This window comes from Pelosinus sp. UFO1, assembly GCF_000725345.1.
In the GTDB taxonomy this organism is placed as follows: Bacteria; Bacillota; Negativicutes; order DSM-13327; family DSM-13327; genus Pelosinus.
In genome coordinates, this window is the sequence record NZ_CP008852.1 from 1485160 (window position 1) to 1502092 (window position 16933).

The window sequence follows — 16933 nt, forward strand, 5'->3', positions numbered from 1 at the left end:
GTATAGTAAGTTTAAATTACTATTACCGCATAGGAGGTATAAATGTATGGGTCTTTTTACAGAAATACGAAATCCTGCGCTTATTAGAGAACTCGAACGGGAATTAAATAGTGATGTGATTTTGTTTGGTTTTGATGGATTTGCTTTTTTTGGTAACCTACAGGCAATAGAAGATTGTCGTATCGCAATTCTTTCTCCTGCAATTGAAGCTGATTCTAACAATGTAGAAATTTTAACACCAGGAGGAGAAGTTTTACATGTAGATTTCACTCGTGTCGATTTATGGAACATAGTAGCGAAAGGCACGGCAATCGTAAGTGACCCGATTAATAGCTCTGATAAAGACCATGGAGGCTCTGGAGTGGCTGGGATCAATGTAACTACATCAAATAGAGACAATATAGGAACAACGGAACGCCAAGAAAGCCATCATTTGATCCGTGTTTTATGCCGAATGATTGGTGATGAAGTAATAGTAACAACCCTTGGTGGTTTCTCTATTCAAGGTACACTTATTGCTGTTGATGATGAATTAGCAATTTTCACGAACACAGATATATTTGTTCCTGGTACCAGTACTTCTCTTTCTGACACAAAGATCAGATCAGCAGTAGTAAATTTAGAAGCATTAACTTCTGTTTCCAGTACTTGTTGTTGCTAACTCTTAATGGGAAGGCTCGTGTAAGTTTCTTACCGAGTCTTTTTTAATTAGCGTTATCTTGGAGGAGATTGATACTATGCTCACGGCTGTAAAATATTTTGGGGATGTGGGGATAGGAGTAACTTCCCCGCAACTATTTCGTGCCGATGACCGAAAAATCTATGTAGTCAAATTGCAAAGTAATCAAATTGGTTCGAAGGTATTGGCAAATGAATTTATTGCAGCAAAGATTGGTGAAATCATGGGCCTATGCTTTCCCTTTAGCGACGTTATTGAAATTACTGAGCAAACAATAAATCAAAGTCCACACCTTACTAAATTAGGTATAATTCCAGGGCGTCATTTTGCTTCTCAGTATTTAAATCATACGGAATATCTGAAAAAGAATAACTTAAATAAAGCGGTTAATATACTTGAAATGGCCGGTGTAATATTATTTGATCATATGTTTCATAATCCTGATCGCAACAATAATACAAAAAATATTTTACTACGCAAAGAAAATACTGGATTTAGAATTTATGCGATTGATAATTCTCATTTGATTCGATCGGGGAGATGGACATTAAAAACGATCAATACTCTAAGTGGGGCAATTTTCTCTTATTATCGTCAATCCTATGGGCTATTGCTTAAAAACCACCTTTGTCCACAGGATTTTTTGCCTTATATAGAAAAAGTAGCTAACATTAGTGATGAAGATGTTGAAAGCTTAGTGCAGCAAATACCAGGAGAATGGCTACCAGATAGCGCGGAAAGGCAGGCATTACAAAAATTCATTACAATACGTAAAGGTATGGTCGAGAAAATTTGGGATGTATTGTGTAACCATATTCCAAAGTCTCGGGGTGGGCGTCAATGGTGGCATAGTAAAAAATAAAGCAAATATAATACTTGATTTTTGCAAAAGATGCTATCCCAATAACTAAGGGATAGCATCTTTTTGAAGTAGTAGAATTGTAAGGAGCTTTTCTTATGAGGGAGGATTAGTTAGTGTTTTCTTCTTAAGCCAACGTGATAAAGGAGTAAACCTCATCCAGGTACTAACAGGGTAATTTTGAAAAAACAAGAAAATAATTGGAATGATGATTAGCGTAAATATGGTGGAACTTAGCAGACCGCCAATTAATACCCATGCCATACTGACTCTTGTTTCTGCCCCTTCTGTTATGGATAATGCAGTTGGCAACATCCCAACAACCATTGTAAGGGTTGTCATGAAAATAGGCTTCAATCTTGTTTTTCCTGCTTCAATGATGGCGTCAAAAGCTCCCACTCCTTGATCCATTAGTGTTAAGGTATAGTCTAAGAGCAAGGTACCATTTTTGGCAACTAAACCATCCATGACCAATATGCCAATGAGAGAATACAGATTTATCGTATTGTGGGTAATAAACAGGAATAGTAAAGAGCCTATCATCCCTAGAGGGAGAGAGAACATACGAATAAATGGAGTTAACAGTGATTCATAAAGAACTGCTAATAGCATATATACCAGAATGAGGGATAGAGCTAATGCCTGGAACATCTGACCAAAGGTATCACTCATGCTATTTGCTTGCCCTGTATAGCGGTAGCTTATATTAGGACCTAATTCTTTCGAGGTGAGTTTCTTTGAAATTTCTTGTAATACCTCGTTTAGAGGACGATCTGTTATATTTGCTTGCAGCGTAATCGAGCGCTGTTTATCGACGCGCTGCAGCATAACGGGGCCAGTCCCTTCTCGAAGGTTGGCTACATCGCCTAGAGATATTTGATGATTGCCAGCCATAATTGGGAGTGATCGAATATCACTTAGTGTGAAACCGTCGCTTCCCTTGAGGCGAACTGTAATATCCGTATCCTGACCGTCATTCGTTGGATCATTTGCATAGGTTCCCGCTTGTTGCCCAGATATTGCGGCGTTAAATACGTTTGTTACTTCTGATACAGAGCCGTTATAAAATTTTAGTCTGTCGCGATCAATGGTAAGTTGTATTTCAGGCATACCTTCTGTATAAGAACTGCGAATATCTTTAATGCCTTGTATTTGAGAAAGTATGGATTGCGCTTCATAGGAAGATTTGACCAAACTATCCATATTGGCGCCAAGTAATTGAATTTGTACTGGAGCACCGCCGCCACCGCCTCCACCCGACACGCCAGCAACTGACGATTGGGATTCGTTGACTCTGATAATAGCATTTGGTATATTTTGTTTTGCATAATTACGGACAAGATCAGTAATCTGCCAGACAGTACGATCACGGTCTTTGCGGTCAACGAGTTGAACACTAAGAGAACCATTATTACTAGAAGGCGTTCCAGTACTGGATAGGTAATTGGTTACTTCAGGAATAGTAGCTAGATATTGTTCTAAGTTTTTGACAACAATATCTGATTGCTCAATATTTTGTCCAACTGGTAGTTCGATTGAAATTCGGAAGCTGCCTTCATCAGTACGGGGCATATATTCAGAGCCAATCATTCCAAGAGGAATTAAGGCAACAGTGGTAAGGAATAATACAAGAACAGCTGCAATGACTTTTTTACTATGACCTAAACTCCAGCGTAAAATGGATTCATATTTTGTAATTGCTTTTTGTTCCATGGTATTCATGAAATCCCAAACTGCTCCCTTAGGTTCGGATAAGCCTTGTTTAAAGAGACGTGAAGCAAGCATAGGAGTAAGGGTAAAGGATACAAACATGGAGAATAAGGTGGCAAAAACGATAGTTAAGCCAAACTGGCGAAAGAATTGTCCTGTCATACCTGTCATAAATGCAATTGGCATAAATACAACAACGTCGCAAAGTGTAATAGCAATCGCTGCCATACCAATTTCGTTACGACCGTCTTCAGCAGCAGTGGCAGCATCTTTACCCATTAGTAAGTGACGGTGAATGTTTTCTAATACAACGATAGAATCATCTACAAGGACGCCAATGCAAAGTGACATACCCATTAATGACATCATATTAAAAGTAAAGCCTGCAACATACATGGCAAAAAACGTAGAAATCATAGATGTGGGAATGGCAATAATTACAGCAGCAGTAGAACGCCAGCCTCGCAGGAAAAGATACAGAATCAGTCCCGTAGTAAATAAACCTTCAATAAGACTTCCCATGGTATTATGCAACGAATTATCAACATATTTTGATGCATCAGTAACAATGGTAAAGGTGTAGTCTGGATATTCGGTACGTAGTGTTTCTAGTTGTAAAAGAGTAGATTTAACAGTATCTACGATACTTGCATCACTATTTTTATAAACGGATAATGAAATTGCATCAGAACCATTTACACGGCTATAGCGACTCACTCTTGTATCTTGTTCTTTGATTGTTGCAACACTTTTAAGTTGCACAGGAATACCATCTGCATTTGTGATTTGTAACTTGGCGATTTCATCAGGAGTAGCATATTGAGCAAGTAAGCGCACATCACTTTGGGTTTTATCATTAAAGACGGTGCCAGCCGGGAGCAGGGCATTTTCACCTTTAATTTTACTTACAATTTGATTAATTGCTAGATTATAAAAACGGAGTTTGTTTTTATCAAGTTCTACCGCGACTTCTTTATCTCTGCCGCCGTACAAGGTTACTTCTGAAACGCCATCACCTCGCTGTAAACGTTCTTTAAAGACATCGTTTGCCTTGGTGTAAGTATCTGCTAGCGGTTGGTTGGATGTTACTGCAATTTCTAAAATGGTAGTAGCGTTAATATCTCGTTTTCGCACAGAAGGTTCATCAATACCCTCAGGCAATTTCCGTCGTACGGCGTTTACTAGCTTTGTGGCATCAATTGAGGCAATATCCGCATTTGCGGAGAAATCAAATTCCAAAACAATGTTCGCATTTTCGGGTCTCGCAGTAGATGTCATATGTTTTAAATGGGCAACTGAAGATAAGGAATCTTCTAAAGGCTTAATAACCTGCTGTTCCATTTCTTCTGTTCCTGCACCGGGATATCGGACAGAAACGGTTACATAAGGAGTGTTCAAAGCTGGAAGCAGTTCAACACCAATGCTATGGAGACTATATAGGCCAAGCACAACAAAGAACAGAATAATCATTGTGATGCCGATTGGTTTTTGTATAGAAAATCTTGTAATATTCAAAAGTACCACCTCGTATCTAATGTTAATCTGACTTGACTATTCAATAATGTTATTTGGAGTAATGGTTATGCCTGTTTTAAGCCTAGATAAATTACTGAGGGCTATTTGCTCACCATCTTTGAGTCCACTAAGAATTTCAACACTTTTATCATTTCGTAAACCTAATTCTACGATGCGTTCTTCTATTTGATTGTTGCCATTAACAATGAAGATACGGTCTTTACCGTTTAATGAAATTACGGCTTCTTTCGGTACAAATAGGGTTTGTGGTCTTATGGCAACATTAACAGTAGTTCGTGCAAACATACCGCTTCTAATGCTATCATCTGGTTTATCCAGAGCTATACGGATGGTAAAGGTTTGTGTTTTACTATCCATTGCTGGGCTGATATAAATGATTTTACCAGTATAGGATTTTCCTAGTGATTCAATTGAAATCGTAGTAGGTACTCCTAATGCAATCTGTCCGATATCTTGTTCTGACACAGAGCAATCTACATAAATGTTACTATTATCAACGATGGATAGTACTTTCTGGCCAGCTGAGACAATATTGCCAACCTCAACTTGGCGAAAGCCAATGACACCGGCTCGAGGAGCTCGTAAAATAAGATCAGATTTTTGATTTTGCAAGGCATCAATGGCACTTTGTGCTTTATCGCGACTGGCTAACTTTGATTGAACAGAAGCAGCACTTCCGGCACTCAGTTGTTTTGACCAGGTATCTAAAGCAGCTTGAGAGGAAGCCATTTGCTGCTCTGCATTATCAAGTGCCTCTTTTGAGATGGCCCCTTGAGAATATAGGGTTTTATATCGATCATAATTGGTTACGCTATGTTGATAATCGGATTGGGCTTTTTGATAATTTGCTTCAAATGTAGCATTGCTTTCAATCGCATCTGCGCTAGCTTGTCGATAGCTAGCAGTGTTTTGGGATATGGAAATATCAACATCGCTACTATCTTGACTCAGTAAAATTTGTCCAGGAGAAACCTGTTGACCTAGCTCAACGTTAATTTGGGTCACTTTTCCCGTATATTTTGCTGCAATATCTACTTGGGATTCAGGAACGGTTTGCCCTGTTAGGTCAATTTTTCGTATCATATCTTTGCGTTGCACTGTTATCACATCAACTGCCGGTTTGGTATCTTCAGGTCGTTGCCCTTTAACGATATTTTTGGCGTAAATTCCGCGATATGCAAAGAATAGAAGAGCGAGGATTGCGATGCTAAAAATAATTAGTTTTCTTTTGTTACTTAATAAGCCCTGTCTCATTTGCTTCACTCCCAGCTGATTTTTCCATACTGTTTATACTTTCCTTGAGGGTAAGTGCGTTGTGAGTCATTTTTTCCAGGAGACTAAATGCCATAGCTTTTTCCTCTGGTGTAAATCCATGGGTAAGTGAGGTAGTCCAGAGGGCTAATGTAGCTTCAAGCTTTGGCTGAAAATCGCGACCCTTTTTTGTTAAATATAATTTATAGGCACGTCGATCAATTGGATCAATTTGTTTTGTAACATATCCCAAGGTCTCTAATTTCATAATGGCACGAGCAATTGTTGTTTTATCAATATTTACATATTTACTAATTGCATCTTGCGTAATACCTTCTTGACGAAAAAGGTATCTTAAGCAAGCGAAGTAGCCATTTCCGCTTCCGAGACCAAACTCGGCTAAATGATAATCAAAAAAAGTTTGACCGGATCGATGTAAACAAGAGATCCATTTCCCGATGTAAGGTGTTTTTTTCAATGGAGAGCCTCCTTAGATGATAGGATGAATATATATATGATACCAAACTGATAGTTGCTAGCGCAACTATTAGTTTGGTATCATATATATATTCCCTGCTTCCAGGGTAGCTTTATGATAGATGTAAGTGGTTGGAATCGGCGATATATTATGGCTAGAATACCATAGAAATGTGACAGGAAAGTGACAAATAATTTTTACTAGCCGTACCATAAAAAATAGCACATGAAATACATTGAAAATTTGAAAAATTTGTATTATAATAAAAATAAGGAGAAGGAGGGTAGAGTAAAGGAGACAAAGAAATTTTGAGATTGGAATGGGGTGGTTCGATTACAGCGATTGATAAGAAAAGTGAACCACAATTTAATATATAAGTAAGTACTGTAGTGAAAGTAGTACAACTGGCGTTGTACTGGGAATTAGGGCATAGATAGGTAGCCCTTCCCTTAATGAAATAGTAGTGCCTTCTTTTAGGCTGCCAAAAAACGGGATATTCAGTCCACTTGGACTTGAATATCCCGTTTTATTGATATAAGCATATTATCAAGTTTGTTTTCTGAAATGAATGAAGAGATGGAATTTACTGGATTTTTTCGGAGGGAAAATTATGAAGATTTATCATCCTCGCACTCACCGCCAGGAGCGATAAAAAGAATTTTGTTTACGTTAATGGCCACAATTGTACCTACATCAAATTCCGGTATATCATCACCTTCAAACTCGCAGACTAGCTGTAGTAAGATGAATTCAGAATCAACATCCACATTTACATTGATTGGCTGAAGGGATTGACCGCAATGATCATGACCACGGTCGCCTACCTCTCCTAAAAACCTTCCAGTTAAAGAGATATCGTCGTCAAGTACAACAGTTATGACTAGACCATGAATGAGATCAAATCCTTGATTTTTGGGAAATCTCATATTCAGTTCTCCTCCTGATTTTTATTATTTTTATTAGCCCTCAATACATACTATTCATTAGTTATGGAAAAGTGATATGTTAATAAAAAAAATTGCTTTTTATGAACAGTGAGGAGATTTGATGAACTTCATAAATGCAAGAAACCACTCCTTTGCTGGAGTGGCTTCTTGGTATATATTTAAAAGTTTTTAAAGCAAGTTTGAAAAAACAAATAAGATGAAAGTGTCTTAGAAATTTTCAGTGACAAGGGGTTGGGCTAGAGGCTTACCTAATTCACGCTTCACTATAGTATCTAAGGCAGCTGCTGCTTTGGCAATTACATTTCTACATTTGATTTCATCCGTGCGGTGGCGGGCTTTTAAGGGATCACAATGAATCTCTCCCATTTCTTCCCGATAGTTTACAAAAAGTTCTTGGGTTAATTCCTTGATTTTTTTACTTTCATGGGCATTGTTTTTAACAAAAAGAATACCCAGTACCATAATGGCTGCGGTTAGCCCACCACAGACGCTGCCGATCGCCATGCCACCGCCGAATCCTGAAGCCATTCGCAAAGAGTTTTTATCTAATCCTAGTTTGTAAACTTGATTTGCACCATACAGTATTTTTTCGGCGCAGTTTAAATCTTCTTCTTCCCCGTAGCCTTGTTCAATCAAATTTCGTAACATAGCCATTCCTCCAGTCATAATATGTAAAATTGTTGTATTTATATTATAAAGAAAATAGTAGGTGTAAGCCAAGTTTTTTATTACTTTTCTTTGAATAATCTGGAATTAACTAGCGAACTTGCAGTTTTTTAGGTAAAATATAAAGAAGACTTGATTCAGATGGAGTTTTAACTCCATCTGAATCTTAGTCGCACTTATCCAGGGACTTAGCCGCTCTTAACTCCCACTTAGAGAAGATGGGAGTCTTAGAGCGGTTTAGTCATCGGATAAAAATAGTAGTTTACATTTCAGGAGCATTTTTAGTAAATGTATTTTACTTAAAATAAGTATAAATGCAAATAACAATCATGTTGGAGGCGTAGTAAAAATGGATACAAGTAGGGAAAAAGCGTGGAGTATATTAACAACTCATGTACAAGAAAAACCTCTTTTGAACCATTGTCAAGCAGTAGAGATCGCAATGCGGGCTTACGCAGAAAAATATGGAGAAGACGTAGAATATTGGGGTGCTGTAGGATTGCTTCATGATGTCGATTTTGAAAAATATCCTGAAGAGCATCCTAGCCATACCGGGCAAATATTACAACCTCATGGGTATACAGCAGAGTTTATAACAGATATCGAATCCCATGCTAGGGATTGGGTACCTGAGAGAAGTTTATTACAAAAAGTATTGTTAGGTGTAGATGAACTTACGGGCTTTATTATTGCCTGTGCTCTAGTGCGTCCAGACAAAAGCATTGAAAATTTGCAGCTTAAATCTATTATGAAAAAAATGAAAGACAAAGCTTTTGCTAGAGCTGTCAATCGTGAAACGATAGTACAAGGTGCAGACATGTTAGGGATTGAGTTACAAGAACACATTGAATTTGTGACTGCAGCCTTGGCAAAGGATTTTGTAATATAACAAGTGAACCATTCACTATTGGTCTTTCTATAAATGAATGTATTAATTAAGATAAGAAATTACTTGATCTAGTATATTTAAAATTTTATGGGATCCTATGAAGCACCACCCACTTAGATGGGGGGTGCTCTTGATTTTCATTAAAGAATATAGAGTTGTTATGATGCATCAACCCCTTTCTTTTTCCATCATATTTCTAATGATGCTAGAAAGAAGGCGTAAGCCACCTTTCAGTTGAGATATTGAGGCATATGAGTATGATAGACGAAGATGGCGGTTCGATAGGTTGTCATATATATTACCCGGATGAATTAATAGACCTTTATCTAAGGCCTCTGTAAATAGTTTTTGCATAGAAACTGGTTGAGTCAATGTAAGCCAAATATAAAATCCACCCGAAGGAATTTTCCAAGTTGCGATGTCTGAAAAATGGGTGTCTAAGCTTTGAGAAGCAACATCTCGACGGATTCGCAATTTCTTTCGTACTTTTTCTAGGTGCATTTGGTATAATCCACTGCTAAACCATTCGGCAGCAGCCCATTGGGATAAGGAACTTGAGCCATAATCGTTTTGCATTTTAATATCAGCTAAACGTTCAATTACTGGTTCAGGTCCTACAATCCAGCCAATGCGTAATCCAGGGCTTAATGATTTGGAAAGGCTGCCGAGATAGAGAACAAGGCCCTCGCGATCCAAAGCTTTTAACGGTATAGGCGGTGGGGTTGAATCTAGCCAGAGTTCTCGATATACATCGTCTTCAATTACAGGTAATTGCTCTTTTTGACACAATGCAATAATGCTTTTACGACGCTGTTCGGACATAAGAATCCCAGTGGGGTTGTGAAAACAAGGAATCGTGTATAATAAATTCGCATTTTTATGTTCTTTATGATAAGTAATGGGGGCAAGTTGAATCCCATCTTCATCAAGAGGGAGACCCGCGAATTGCATATTCATGGATTGGAAGAGTTTAAGGGAATATAGATAAGAGGGTTTTTCTAGTAGAATAGTGGATCCTTTTGGCAATAAGCTGCAGCATATCAGTTGGAGAGCTTGCAATGCGCCAGATACAATCATAATAGAGGTTGGAGAGGCATCAATTCCAAAGGAACGTAAATAAATGCTGATCTGTTTTCGGAGGGAAAGTAGTCCTTTAGGTTCTTCGTAACCTAATGAATTAATAGAACTAGGCAGCTTTTTTAGTATGGAGTTCATCATAGCTTTTGGGAACAATTCGGGGGAAAGTTCTCCAGTACCTAATCGAATGATATTTGGCTTGAATTCTGAATGATTAATTTCTTGAATAGTATGAAGATTAGGCAGATATATTCCTTTGTCAAGATAAGAATTCCAATTAACAGGCGGATGGGATGTCAGTACTGACCAAGTATTATTTGCTACCCATGTACCGCTGCCTATTTTGCTTTCCAGTAATCCGTCTGCAATTAATTCTTCTAGGGCGATTTTCAGTGTACTGCGATTTACTTGAAAATTGTTAGCAAGGACGCGTTGGGGAGGTAATTTGCTATGTAGGGGCCATTCGCCAATGGTAATTTTATTCTTTATGTATTCCACGATTTGTCGATATAAGGGGACAGCATCTTTATGATTAGGCACCCAATCAATTGATAACACAGTAATCTCCTTTATACTTGTTTTTGCTATTATAACAATTGGGTGGGATAACAACAAGCCAATTGGTTGAAGACATTTTAAGCATACTTTATTATACTGTATAAAAAAGTATAAGGAGCGGATCTGATGCAAGCCTTTATTCATGGAATGGTGCTAGCTATGGGGCTCATATTGCCTCTTGGAGTACAGAATTTATTTGTCTTCACCCAAGGCGTAACCCAACCAAGTTTTTTGCGAGCTTTGCCAGCTGTTATTACAGCTTCCATATGTGATACCCTTTTAATATTACTAGCGGTAGAAGGTATTTCTGTATTTGTTGCGAGTTTTGTGCTATTTAAGATACTGTTACTTACTTTTGGAATTATTTTTTTATGTTATATGGGCTGGATCACTTGGAATAGTATTCCCGTGGGTACTACTAATGATGAGACAAAGAGTGTGACGATGAAACAACAGATTCTTTTTGCTGTGAGTGTTTCATTATTTAACCCCCATGCTGTACTGGATACAATTGGTGTTATTGGCACCAGTTCCATTCACTATGTGGAAAAAGAAAAACTCTTCTTTACCCTCGCTTGTATATTGATATCTTGGTGTTGGTTTCTTTTTTTAGCAGTGTTAGGACGAGGTTTCGGCAAAAGGAAGGGATTCAGACAGATGTTTGGATTGATTAATAAGGTCTCTGCCGTTTTCATGTGGCTGTCTGCTTTGTATATGATATTTAGTAGTACTATTTGATAGGAGGAGACAGTGAGAGATAAAAAAGATAGATTTTCATTTACTATGAGTGCTAAAATAGGAATCATAGAGTCCGGGTTGGAAAGATGAAGAAAAAAAATAAGATGATAAAGAATAAGTAACTTTCTTACTCAGACTAATAAAATGAATGGCGTAGTCCAAGTTTATCGAATAAAAATTTCTATATGAGTAGGCTACGTGAACTTACCTCGTTAAATGAGGTAGGAATCCAATAGTTATATCGTTCTATATTGGATAGGAGGTTATTTTATGAAAAAAGCTCCTGTATTATTTTTAGGCCATGGGTCGCCAATGAATATCATACTTGAGAATGAATACACAAATAGTTTAGTTAGGCTAGGAAAAACTCTTCCAAAACCTAGAGCTGTTTTAGTTGTATCAGCTCATTGGCTTACAAAAGGTACTTTTATTACAACTAGGGAAACACCTGAGATTATCTATGACTTTTACGGATTTCCTCAAGAATTATATGATATTCGTTATCCATGTCCAGGTGGTAAAGAGCAAATAGAAGAAGTCTCATCTGTGTTTAAAAATGCGTCAATTGGTTATGATAATCAGCGGGGGCTAGATCACGCTGCCTGGGCTGTTTTAAAGCATATGTATCCCAATGCAGAGATACCTGTGATGGAATTGAGTCTTGATGTTCAAAAGACGCCTCAAGAACATTATGAAATAGCACGCAAATTGGCTCCCTTACGGGAGCAGGGATTTTTAATTATTGGTAGCGGCAATATTGTACATAACTTACGTCTCGTTGATTGGGATATGGAGGCCAAACCTTATGAGTGGGCTGTAAATTTTGATGCCATAGTAAAAAAATGTTTACTAGAACAAAATCATCAACCACTAGTGGAGTATGAAAATATAGGTAAGGATGCTATGTTATCCATACCTACCAATGAACATTATTTACCTATGTTATATGCTGCAGCGTTGCAAGATCATGATGAGGCCCTTCGCTTTTCTTATGAAGGATTTCAAAATGCGTCCATGTCCATGCGGTGTTTTTCAATCGGTGATTTATAACTACTGAGAAGTCAGTGAAAGATTTAAAAATGAAGCAATAACACAGGGGGAGACAAGGAAAAAATGATAAAGAACATGTACGATAAAGTCGGGGAATCAGTCAGTTTTATTAAGGGAAAAATAAATCGTACGCCGAAAATTGCTGTTATTTTAGGATCTGGCCTTGGCGAATTGGCAAATGGACTTGAAAATAAAGAGTATGTTGATTATAAAGATATTCCTAATTTTCCACAGTCCACAGTAGTGGGGCATGAAGGTAGACTTGTTTTTGGCAGTGTAGATGGTGTTGAGGTATTGCTAATGCAGGGGCGGTTTCATTATTACGAAGGCTATTCGATGAAAGAAGTAACCTACCCTATTTATGTGATGCAGCAATTAGGTGTCAAAAAAGTGATTGTCACAAATGCCTGCGGCGGCATCAACAGAGAATTTGCGCCAGGGACTCTAATGATTATTAAAGATTTTATAAATTTATTTGGTGACAATCCATTGATTGGAATCAATGACGAACGTTTTGGTCCTCGCTTTCCTGATATGTCTGAACCTTATAAACTTGAAATGATCGATAAAGCAAAAAGTATTGCTGATACGATAGGCATTCCATACAAAGAAGGAATTTATGCTGGTTTTATGGGACCTTATTATGAATCAGCAGCAGAAATTGTGGCAATTGGCAGGATGGGGGCAGATGCGGTAGGAATGTCGACGGTTCCTGAAACAATCGCTGCGAACTACCTGGGAATTGATGTCCTTGGAATCGCGTGTATCACGAATATGGCTACTGGCATACAGACGGGAAAACACTCCCATGCCAATGTTGTAGATATTGCCCAGAGGGCATCTAGTAAATTAAGTGCATGGGTAATGAAATTGATCGCGGATATATGAATAAGACGTAGCCGCTTTAAAGCCCCTATTTATATATAAGAAGGGAGGCTTAAGCGGCTTACTCATTTGGAATAATAAATTATAGTTATTGACAAAAAGTTTGGTTGTAATTATAATGGTTACAACAAGAGGGTGAAGCATATGAAAATTAGTAGCCGCTTTTCTGTAGCAGTGCATATTTTAGCGCTATTGGCAGTTGATAAGGGTTTTCACAATACATCCGAATGGATTGCTGGAAGTGTAAACACGAATCCTGTGATTATTCGTAAAGTCATTGGGAAACTAAAGAAAGTCGGATTGGTAAATGTGCGTCCAGGAACTGGAGGGGCCTATCTAACAAAAGGATTAGATGAGATTACCTTATTAGATATTTATCGTGCTGTAGAGGTTGTTAAGGAAGATAAACTTTTTAGTTTTCATGAACAGCCAAACCCTATGTGCCCAGTTGGAGCAAATATCCAATGTGTGCTAGAGGTGAATTTACTTCGTGCCCAGCTTGCGATGGAAGATGTATTAGCGAAAGTTACAATGCAACAATTAGTTGCAGGTCTGATTGAAAAAATAGATTCAGATTAATTTCGCTTTTTTTTTAAGAATGTTGTAACCGCTATGGTTACAATTAAGCAAATTACCTGCTTTGTAAGATTCTTAAGCAGTAAAAATAGTATAAAAATATCAATGGAAATGAAAGGAAGGAATGTATGATGAAAATTGCATTAATAGGGGCAAATGGAACAGTAGGACAACGTATTCTAAAGGAGGCCCTAAGAAGGGAACATCAAGTAATCGCTATAGTTCGTGATGTTTCTCGTATTACGGAGAAGAATACGAATCTACAGGTAGTAGCTGGTGATATTTTAAATCCAGTAAGTATTACTAAGGCAGTAACGGGTTCTGATGTAGTCATTAGTGCCTATGGGCCTAAACATGGTGAAGAGTATAATATGGAAAATAGCGCTAAAAGTTTACTTAAAGGAGTGCAAAACGCTGGAGTCAATCGCCTTTTGATTGTGGGAGGAGCTGGCAGTCTAGAAGTAGCTCCTGGTTTACAACTTGTAGATGCGCCAAACTTCCCTGAAGATTGGAAACCAATTGCCAAGGCTCATGGAAAGTCATTAGAAATATTCCGAAGTGCAGACCTTGATTGGACTTATTTTAGCCCAGCAGCTATGTTTGCACCAGGAGAGAGAACAGGTAAATTCCGTATTGGTAATGATCAGCTTTTAACAGATGAAAAAGGAGAAAGCCATATTTCAATGGAAGATTATGCGATTGCTATGATTGATGAAGTTGAAACTCCTCATTTTACCCGTAAACGTTTTACTATCGCTTACTAATAAAAAACGTAAGAAAATCCCACAACTAATGTATTTTAGTCGTGGGATTTTTTACTTTTTTCTTGTTCTAGAAGCATTTTATAATGCCTTTTTGGTGAAAGGCCAAAGGTTTTTTTAAAAGCTCTAACAAAGTTTGAATAATCACCAAAACCACATTCAAGATAAGTAGCTGTAATTGAGTTGCCTTTTCTAATCATTGCATTCGCTGTAATTAATCGCTTTTGTAGGATGTAATTATGTATTGTATAGCCAGTTTGTTGTTTAAACTTCCTCATTAAATAATACTTACTTAAATAGAAAGTAGCAGCCAGTGTATCCATAGATAAATCTTTCGTTAGATTTGCATTAATATAATGTAAGATACGTCCGATAGTTTCATCATATTCAATATCTGGGTGCTCAGGATTTATTTCAACACCCAAAAACATCCGATTGAGCTGAACAATAAACTGTAGAAATAAGGAATTCTTAAGTACCTTACTACCGAATTCTTGGCTATTACAAGCATCTTTCAACTGGAGTAGAATATTCTTAATTCCGAGAAGTAACTCGGGGGATAAACGCAGCAAATTTAGTTTCTTTTCAGCCGCTTCTTCAAAGCAGGTTAATAAATTGCATTGATCATCATTATGCTGTAAAAGAAAAGATGAATTCACCCAAATGACAAAACGTTCGTAAGTTTCCTGCTGATCAATCATCGGTTTATGAATTTCATTATTATTTACTAAAAGAATATCCCATGGCTTTAATTTATAAGCTTTGCCTTCAATTAAATAAGTTACCTTTCCAGAAATGAAAATAATAATCTTATTAAAATCATGATAATGGAACTCAAACTGCATATCTTTATTATCACTTATATGGAAAAACTCAAAATCTTTATGCAGATACCCTCTTTTATGGTGTATTTCGGAATGTTCTTGGTTCATAAGTATCCCTTCTTTATCTGGAGTCGTCATTTTGGAGCAGTTTTTGCAATATTGTAAGCAGTTTAAGCAATAAAAGCTGTAGAAAATATGACTATAATAAGTATAGCAAATAAAATCAACATCATTCATCATAAAATAAAAATATTTTAATTAGTAATCTAGTTATATGAATTACTAAAACTTTTAGGGGGTAAAAAATATGGAAAAGAAGAATATTGCCATATTGTTTGGTGGAAATTCAACAGAACATGAAGTTTCTTTGCAATCAGCAAAGAATGTAATTGGCGCAATTGATAAAGAAAAATATGAAATTACTTTAATTGGTATAGACAAAGATGGACAATGGTATTTATGTGATAATGAAGATTTTTTGGTCAATGAGCATAACCCAAAAGAAATTAAACTGAAACATACGGAGATTTCTGTTGTCTTACAGCAAGGGAAGGTAGAACAACAACTTTTGTGCTTTGGAAAAACCAGTTTTACAAAAAGTATTGATGTGGTTTTTCCTATCCTCCATGGGGCATGTGGCGAGGATGGAACAGTACAAGGGTTGTTAAAACTAGCCAATTTAGCTTTCGTAGGCCCTAGTCTTTTGGGTTCAGCGATTGGTATGGATAAGGATGTTACGAAACGCTTACTCAGAGATGCTGGAATCCCCACTGCGAAATGTTTGACATACAAAAAGTGGGAGCAGGGCAAGATGAAATTTACTAAGGTAGTAGAAGAATTAGGGCTGCCGATTTTTGTGAAACCTGCCAACCTTGGCTCTTCAGTAGGAATTAATAAGGTCAGAAATGAAGATGAATTCTGTAAGGCGATTCAAGAAGCCTTTGCCTTTGATAGTAAAATCTTGCTAGAGGAGTTTATCCAGGGGCAGGAGATTGAATGTGCCGTTTTAGGCAATGAAACTCCCGATGCTTCTATCCTCGGAGCAGTGATTCCGCAACAAGATTTTTACTCCTACGATGCAAAATATATTGATGATAAAGGAGCCAACTTGCAAATTCCTGCACAACTTTCAAGTGAATTGACTTATAGGATGCAAGAGCTTGCTAAAAAAGCCTTCCAAGTGTTATGCTGTGAAGGAATGGCTCGGGTTGATTTTTTCTTAACGAAAGAATCTGCAATTTATATTAATGAGATTAATACAATCCCAGGTTTTACAGCAATCAGCATGTATCCTAAGCTTTGGGAATATAGTGGCATTGCTTATAAAGACCTAATTGATAAACTAATTCAGCTAGCTTTAGAAAGATATCAAAGAGAAGAAGCATTACAAAAAAAATATTTTTAAATCAGTAAAGCAGTCAGGAATATTCCTGACTGCTTTGTTAAAAT

At 37.3% G+C, this 16933-nt stretch carries 16 protein-coding genes; 9 read left to right on the top strand and 7 right to left on the bottom strand.

Annotated elements, in window-relative coordinates; all coding sequences use genetic code 11:
- Window positions 1-46: 46 nt before the first annotated feature.
- A complete protein-coding gene (locus UFO1_RS06665) occupies window positions 47-661 on the top strand; it encodes a hypothetical protein (protein WP_038669426.1) in 615 nt (204 codons plus the stop codon).
- 76 nt (window positions 662-737) lie between these two features.
- On the top strand, window positions 738-1541 hold the full coding sequence (locus UFO1_RS06670; RefSeq protein WP_038669429.1) for a HipA family kinase: 804 nt from the start codon (window positions 738-740) through the stop codon (window positions 1539-1541).
- A gap of 93 nt (window positions 1542-1634) precedes the next feature.
- Here the strand turns inward: UFO1_RS06670 and UFO1_RS06675 are convergent, their stop codons facing one another.
- From UFO1_RS06675 to UFO1_RS06695, 5 genes are all read right to left on the bottom strand, one after another.
- Entirely contained in the window at window positions 1635-4763 is a 3129-nt protein-coding gene (locus UFO1_RS06675; RefSeq protein ID WP_038669432.1) for an efflux RND transporter permease subunit, read from the bottom strand.
- A gap of 36 nt (window positions 4764-4799) precedes the next feature.
- On the bottom strand, window positions 4800-6038 hold the full coding sequence (locus tag UFO1_RS06680; RefSeq protein ID WP_038669435.1) for an efflux RND transporter periplasmic adaptor subunit: 1239 nt from the start codon (window positions 6036-6038) through the stop codon (window positions 4800-4802).
- Window positions 6016-6513, bottom strand: coding sequence for a MarR family winged helix-turn-helix transcriptional regulator (locus UFO1_RS06685; protein WP_051788853.1), 498 nt, complete (start codon window positions 6511-6513; stop codon window positions 6016-6018). The genes UFO1_RS06680 and UFO1_RS06685 overlap by 23 nt, the downstream gene beginning before the upstream one ends.
- A 608-nt stretch (window positions 6514-7121) precedes the next feature.
- Window positions 7122-7439 carry a hypothetical protein gene (locus UFO1_RS06690; protein ID WP_038669437.1) on the bottom strand — a complete coding sequence of 106 codons (318 nt, stop codon included), beginning with the start codon at window positions 7437-7439 and terminating at the stop codon, window positions 7122-7124.
- A gap of 228 nt (window positions 7440-7667) precedes the next feature.
- Window positions 7668-8108: a C-GCAxxG-C-C family (seleno)protein gene (locus tag UFO1_RS06695; RefSeq protein WP_051788854.1), complete on the bottom strand. Its 441-nt coding sequence runs from the start codon at window positions 8106-8108 to the stop codon at window positions 7668-7670.
- Window positions 8109-8475: 367 nt separating this feature from the next.
- On the opposite strand from UFO1_RS06695, the gene UFO1_RS06700 reads away from it, so the two are divergent.
- On the top strand, window positions 8476-9015 hold the full coding sequence (locus UFO1_RS06700; RefSeq protein WP_038669438.1) for an HDIG domain-containing metalloprotein: 540 nt from the start codon (window positions 8476-8478) through the stop codon (window positions 9013-9015).
- A 168-nt stretch (window positions 9016-9183) separates the two neighbouring features.
- On the opposite strand, the gene UFO1_RS06705 is transcribed toward UFO1_RS06700, so the two are convergent.
- A complete protein-coding gene (locus tag UFO1_RS06705) occupies window positions 9184-10650 on the bottom strand; it encodes a PLP-dependent aminotransferase family protein (protein ID WP_038674980.1) in 1467 nt (488 codons plus the stop codon).
- A gap of 126 nt (window positions 10651-10776) precedes the next feature.
- Here UFO1_RS06705 and UFO1_RS06710 point away from each other — a divergent pair, with 126 nt between their 5' ends.
- From UFO1_RS06710 to UFO1_RS06730, 5 genes are all read left to right on the top strand, one after another.
- The gene (locus UFO1_RS06710; RefSeq protein ID WP_038669441.1) at window positions 10777-11388 is read left to right on the top strand and encodes a LysE/ArgO family amino acid transporter; all 612 of its coding nucleotides are present in this window, start codon (window positions 10777-10779) and stop codon (window positions 11386-11388) included.
- A gap of 270 nt (window positions 11389-11658) precedes the next feature.
- Window positions 11659-12438 (top strand): 4,5-DOPA dioxygenase extradiol, encoded by a 780-nt coding sequence (gene ygiD / locus UFO1_RS06715; RefSeq protein ID WP_038669444.1) that lies wholly within the window; start codon window positions 11659-11661, stop codon window positions 12436-12438.
- 63 nt (window positions 12439-12501) lie between these two features.
- Entirely contained in the window at window positions 12502-13326 is an 825-nt protein-coding gene (locus tag UFO1_RS06720) for a purine-nucleoside phosphorylase (RefSeq protein WP_236639347.1), read from the top strand.
- Window positions 13327-13467: 141 nt separating this feature from the next.
- On the top strand, window positions 13468-13902 hold the full coding sequence (locus tag UFO1_RS06725; RefSeq protein ID WP_038669447.1) for an Rrf2 family transcriptional regulator: 435 nt from the start codon (window positions 13468-13470) through the stop codon (window positions 13900-13902).
- Between the two features lie 125 nt (window positions 13903-14027).
- Window positions 14028-14663, top strand: coding sequence for an NAD(P)-dependent oxidoreductase (locus UFO1_RS06730; protein ID WP_201771059.1), 636 nt, complete (start codon window positions 14028-14030; stop codon window positions 14661-14663).
- A gap of 35 nt (window positions 14664-14698) precedes the next feature.
- On the opposite strand, the gene UFO1_RS06735 is transcribed toward UFO1_RS06730, so the two are convergent.
- The gene (locus UFO1_RS06735; RefSeq protein ID WP_038669450.1) at window positions 14699-15592 is read right to left on the bottom strand and encodes an AraC family transcriptional regulator; all 894 of its coding nucleotides are present in this window, start codon (window positions 15590-15592) and stop codon (window positions 14699-14701) included.
- A gap of 199 nt (window positions 15593-15791) precedes the next feature.
- On the opposite strand from UFO1_RS06735, the gene ddlA reads away from it, so the two are divergent.
- Window positions 15792-16889 carry a D-alanine--D-alanine ligase gene (ddlA, locus tag UFO1_RS06740; protein ID WP_038669453.1) on the top strand — a complete coding sequence of 366 codons (1098 nt, stop codon included), beginning with the start codon at window positions 15792-15794 and terminating at the stop codon, window positions 16887-16889.
- The last annotated feature ends 44 nt before the right edge of the window (window positions 16890-16933 follow it).

Bases quoted from the DNA above. Each gene is read 5' to 3' on its own strand.
- UFO1_RS06665 (WP_038669426.1), top strand. From the start codon at position 47: ATGGGTCTTTTTACAGAAATACGAAATCCTGCGCTTATTAGAGAACTC.
- UFO1_RS06670 (WP_038669429.1), top strand. From the start codon at position 738: ATGCTCACGGCTGTAAAATATTTTGGGGATGTGGGGATAGGAGTAACT.
- UFO1_RS06680 (WP_038669435.1), bottom strand. From the start codon at position 6,038: ATGAGACAGGGCTTATTAAGTAACAAAAGAAAACTAATTATTTTTAGC.
- UFO1_RS06690 (WP_038669437.1), bottom strand. From the start codon at position 7,439: ATGAGATTTCCCAAAAATCAAGGATTTGATCTCATTCATGGTCTAGTC.
- UFO1_RS06695 (WP_051788854.1), bottom strand. From the start codon at position 8,108: ATGTTACGAAATTTGATTGAACAAGGCTACGGGGAAGAAGAAGATTTA.
- UFO1_RS06700 (WP_038669438.1), top strand. From the start codon at position 8,476: ATGGATACAAGTAGGGAAAAAGCGTGGAGTATATTAACAACTCATGTA.
- UFO1_RS06710 (WP_038669441.1), top strand. From the start codon at position 10,777: ATGCAAGCCTTTATTCATGGAATGGTGCTAGCTATGGGGCTCATATTG.
- ygiD (WP_038669444.1), top strand. From the start codon at position 11,659: ATGAAAAAAGCTCCTGTATTATTTTTAGGCCATGGGTCGCCAATGAAT.
- UFO1_RS06720 (WP_236639347.1), top strand. From the start codon at position 12,502: ATGATAAAGAACATGTACGATAAAGTCGGGGAATCAGTCAGTTTTATT.
- UFO1_RS06725 (WP_038669447.1), top strand. From the start codon at position 13,468: ATGAAAATTAGTAGCCGCTTTTCTGTAGCAGTGCATATTTTAGCGCTA.
- UFO1_RS06730 (WP_201771059.1), top strand. From the start codon at position 14,028: ATGATGAAAATTGCATTAATAGGGGCAAATGGAACAGTAGGACAACGT.
- UFO1_RS06735 (WP_038669450.1), bottom strand. From the start codon at position 15,592: ATGAACCAAGAACATTCCGAAATACACCATAAAAGAGGGTATCTGCAT.
- ddlA (WP_038669453.1), top strand. From the start codon at position 15,792: ATGGAAAAGAAGAATATTGCCATATTGTTTGGTGGAAATTCAACAGAA.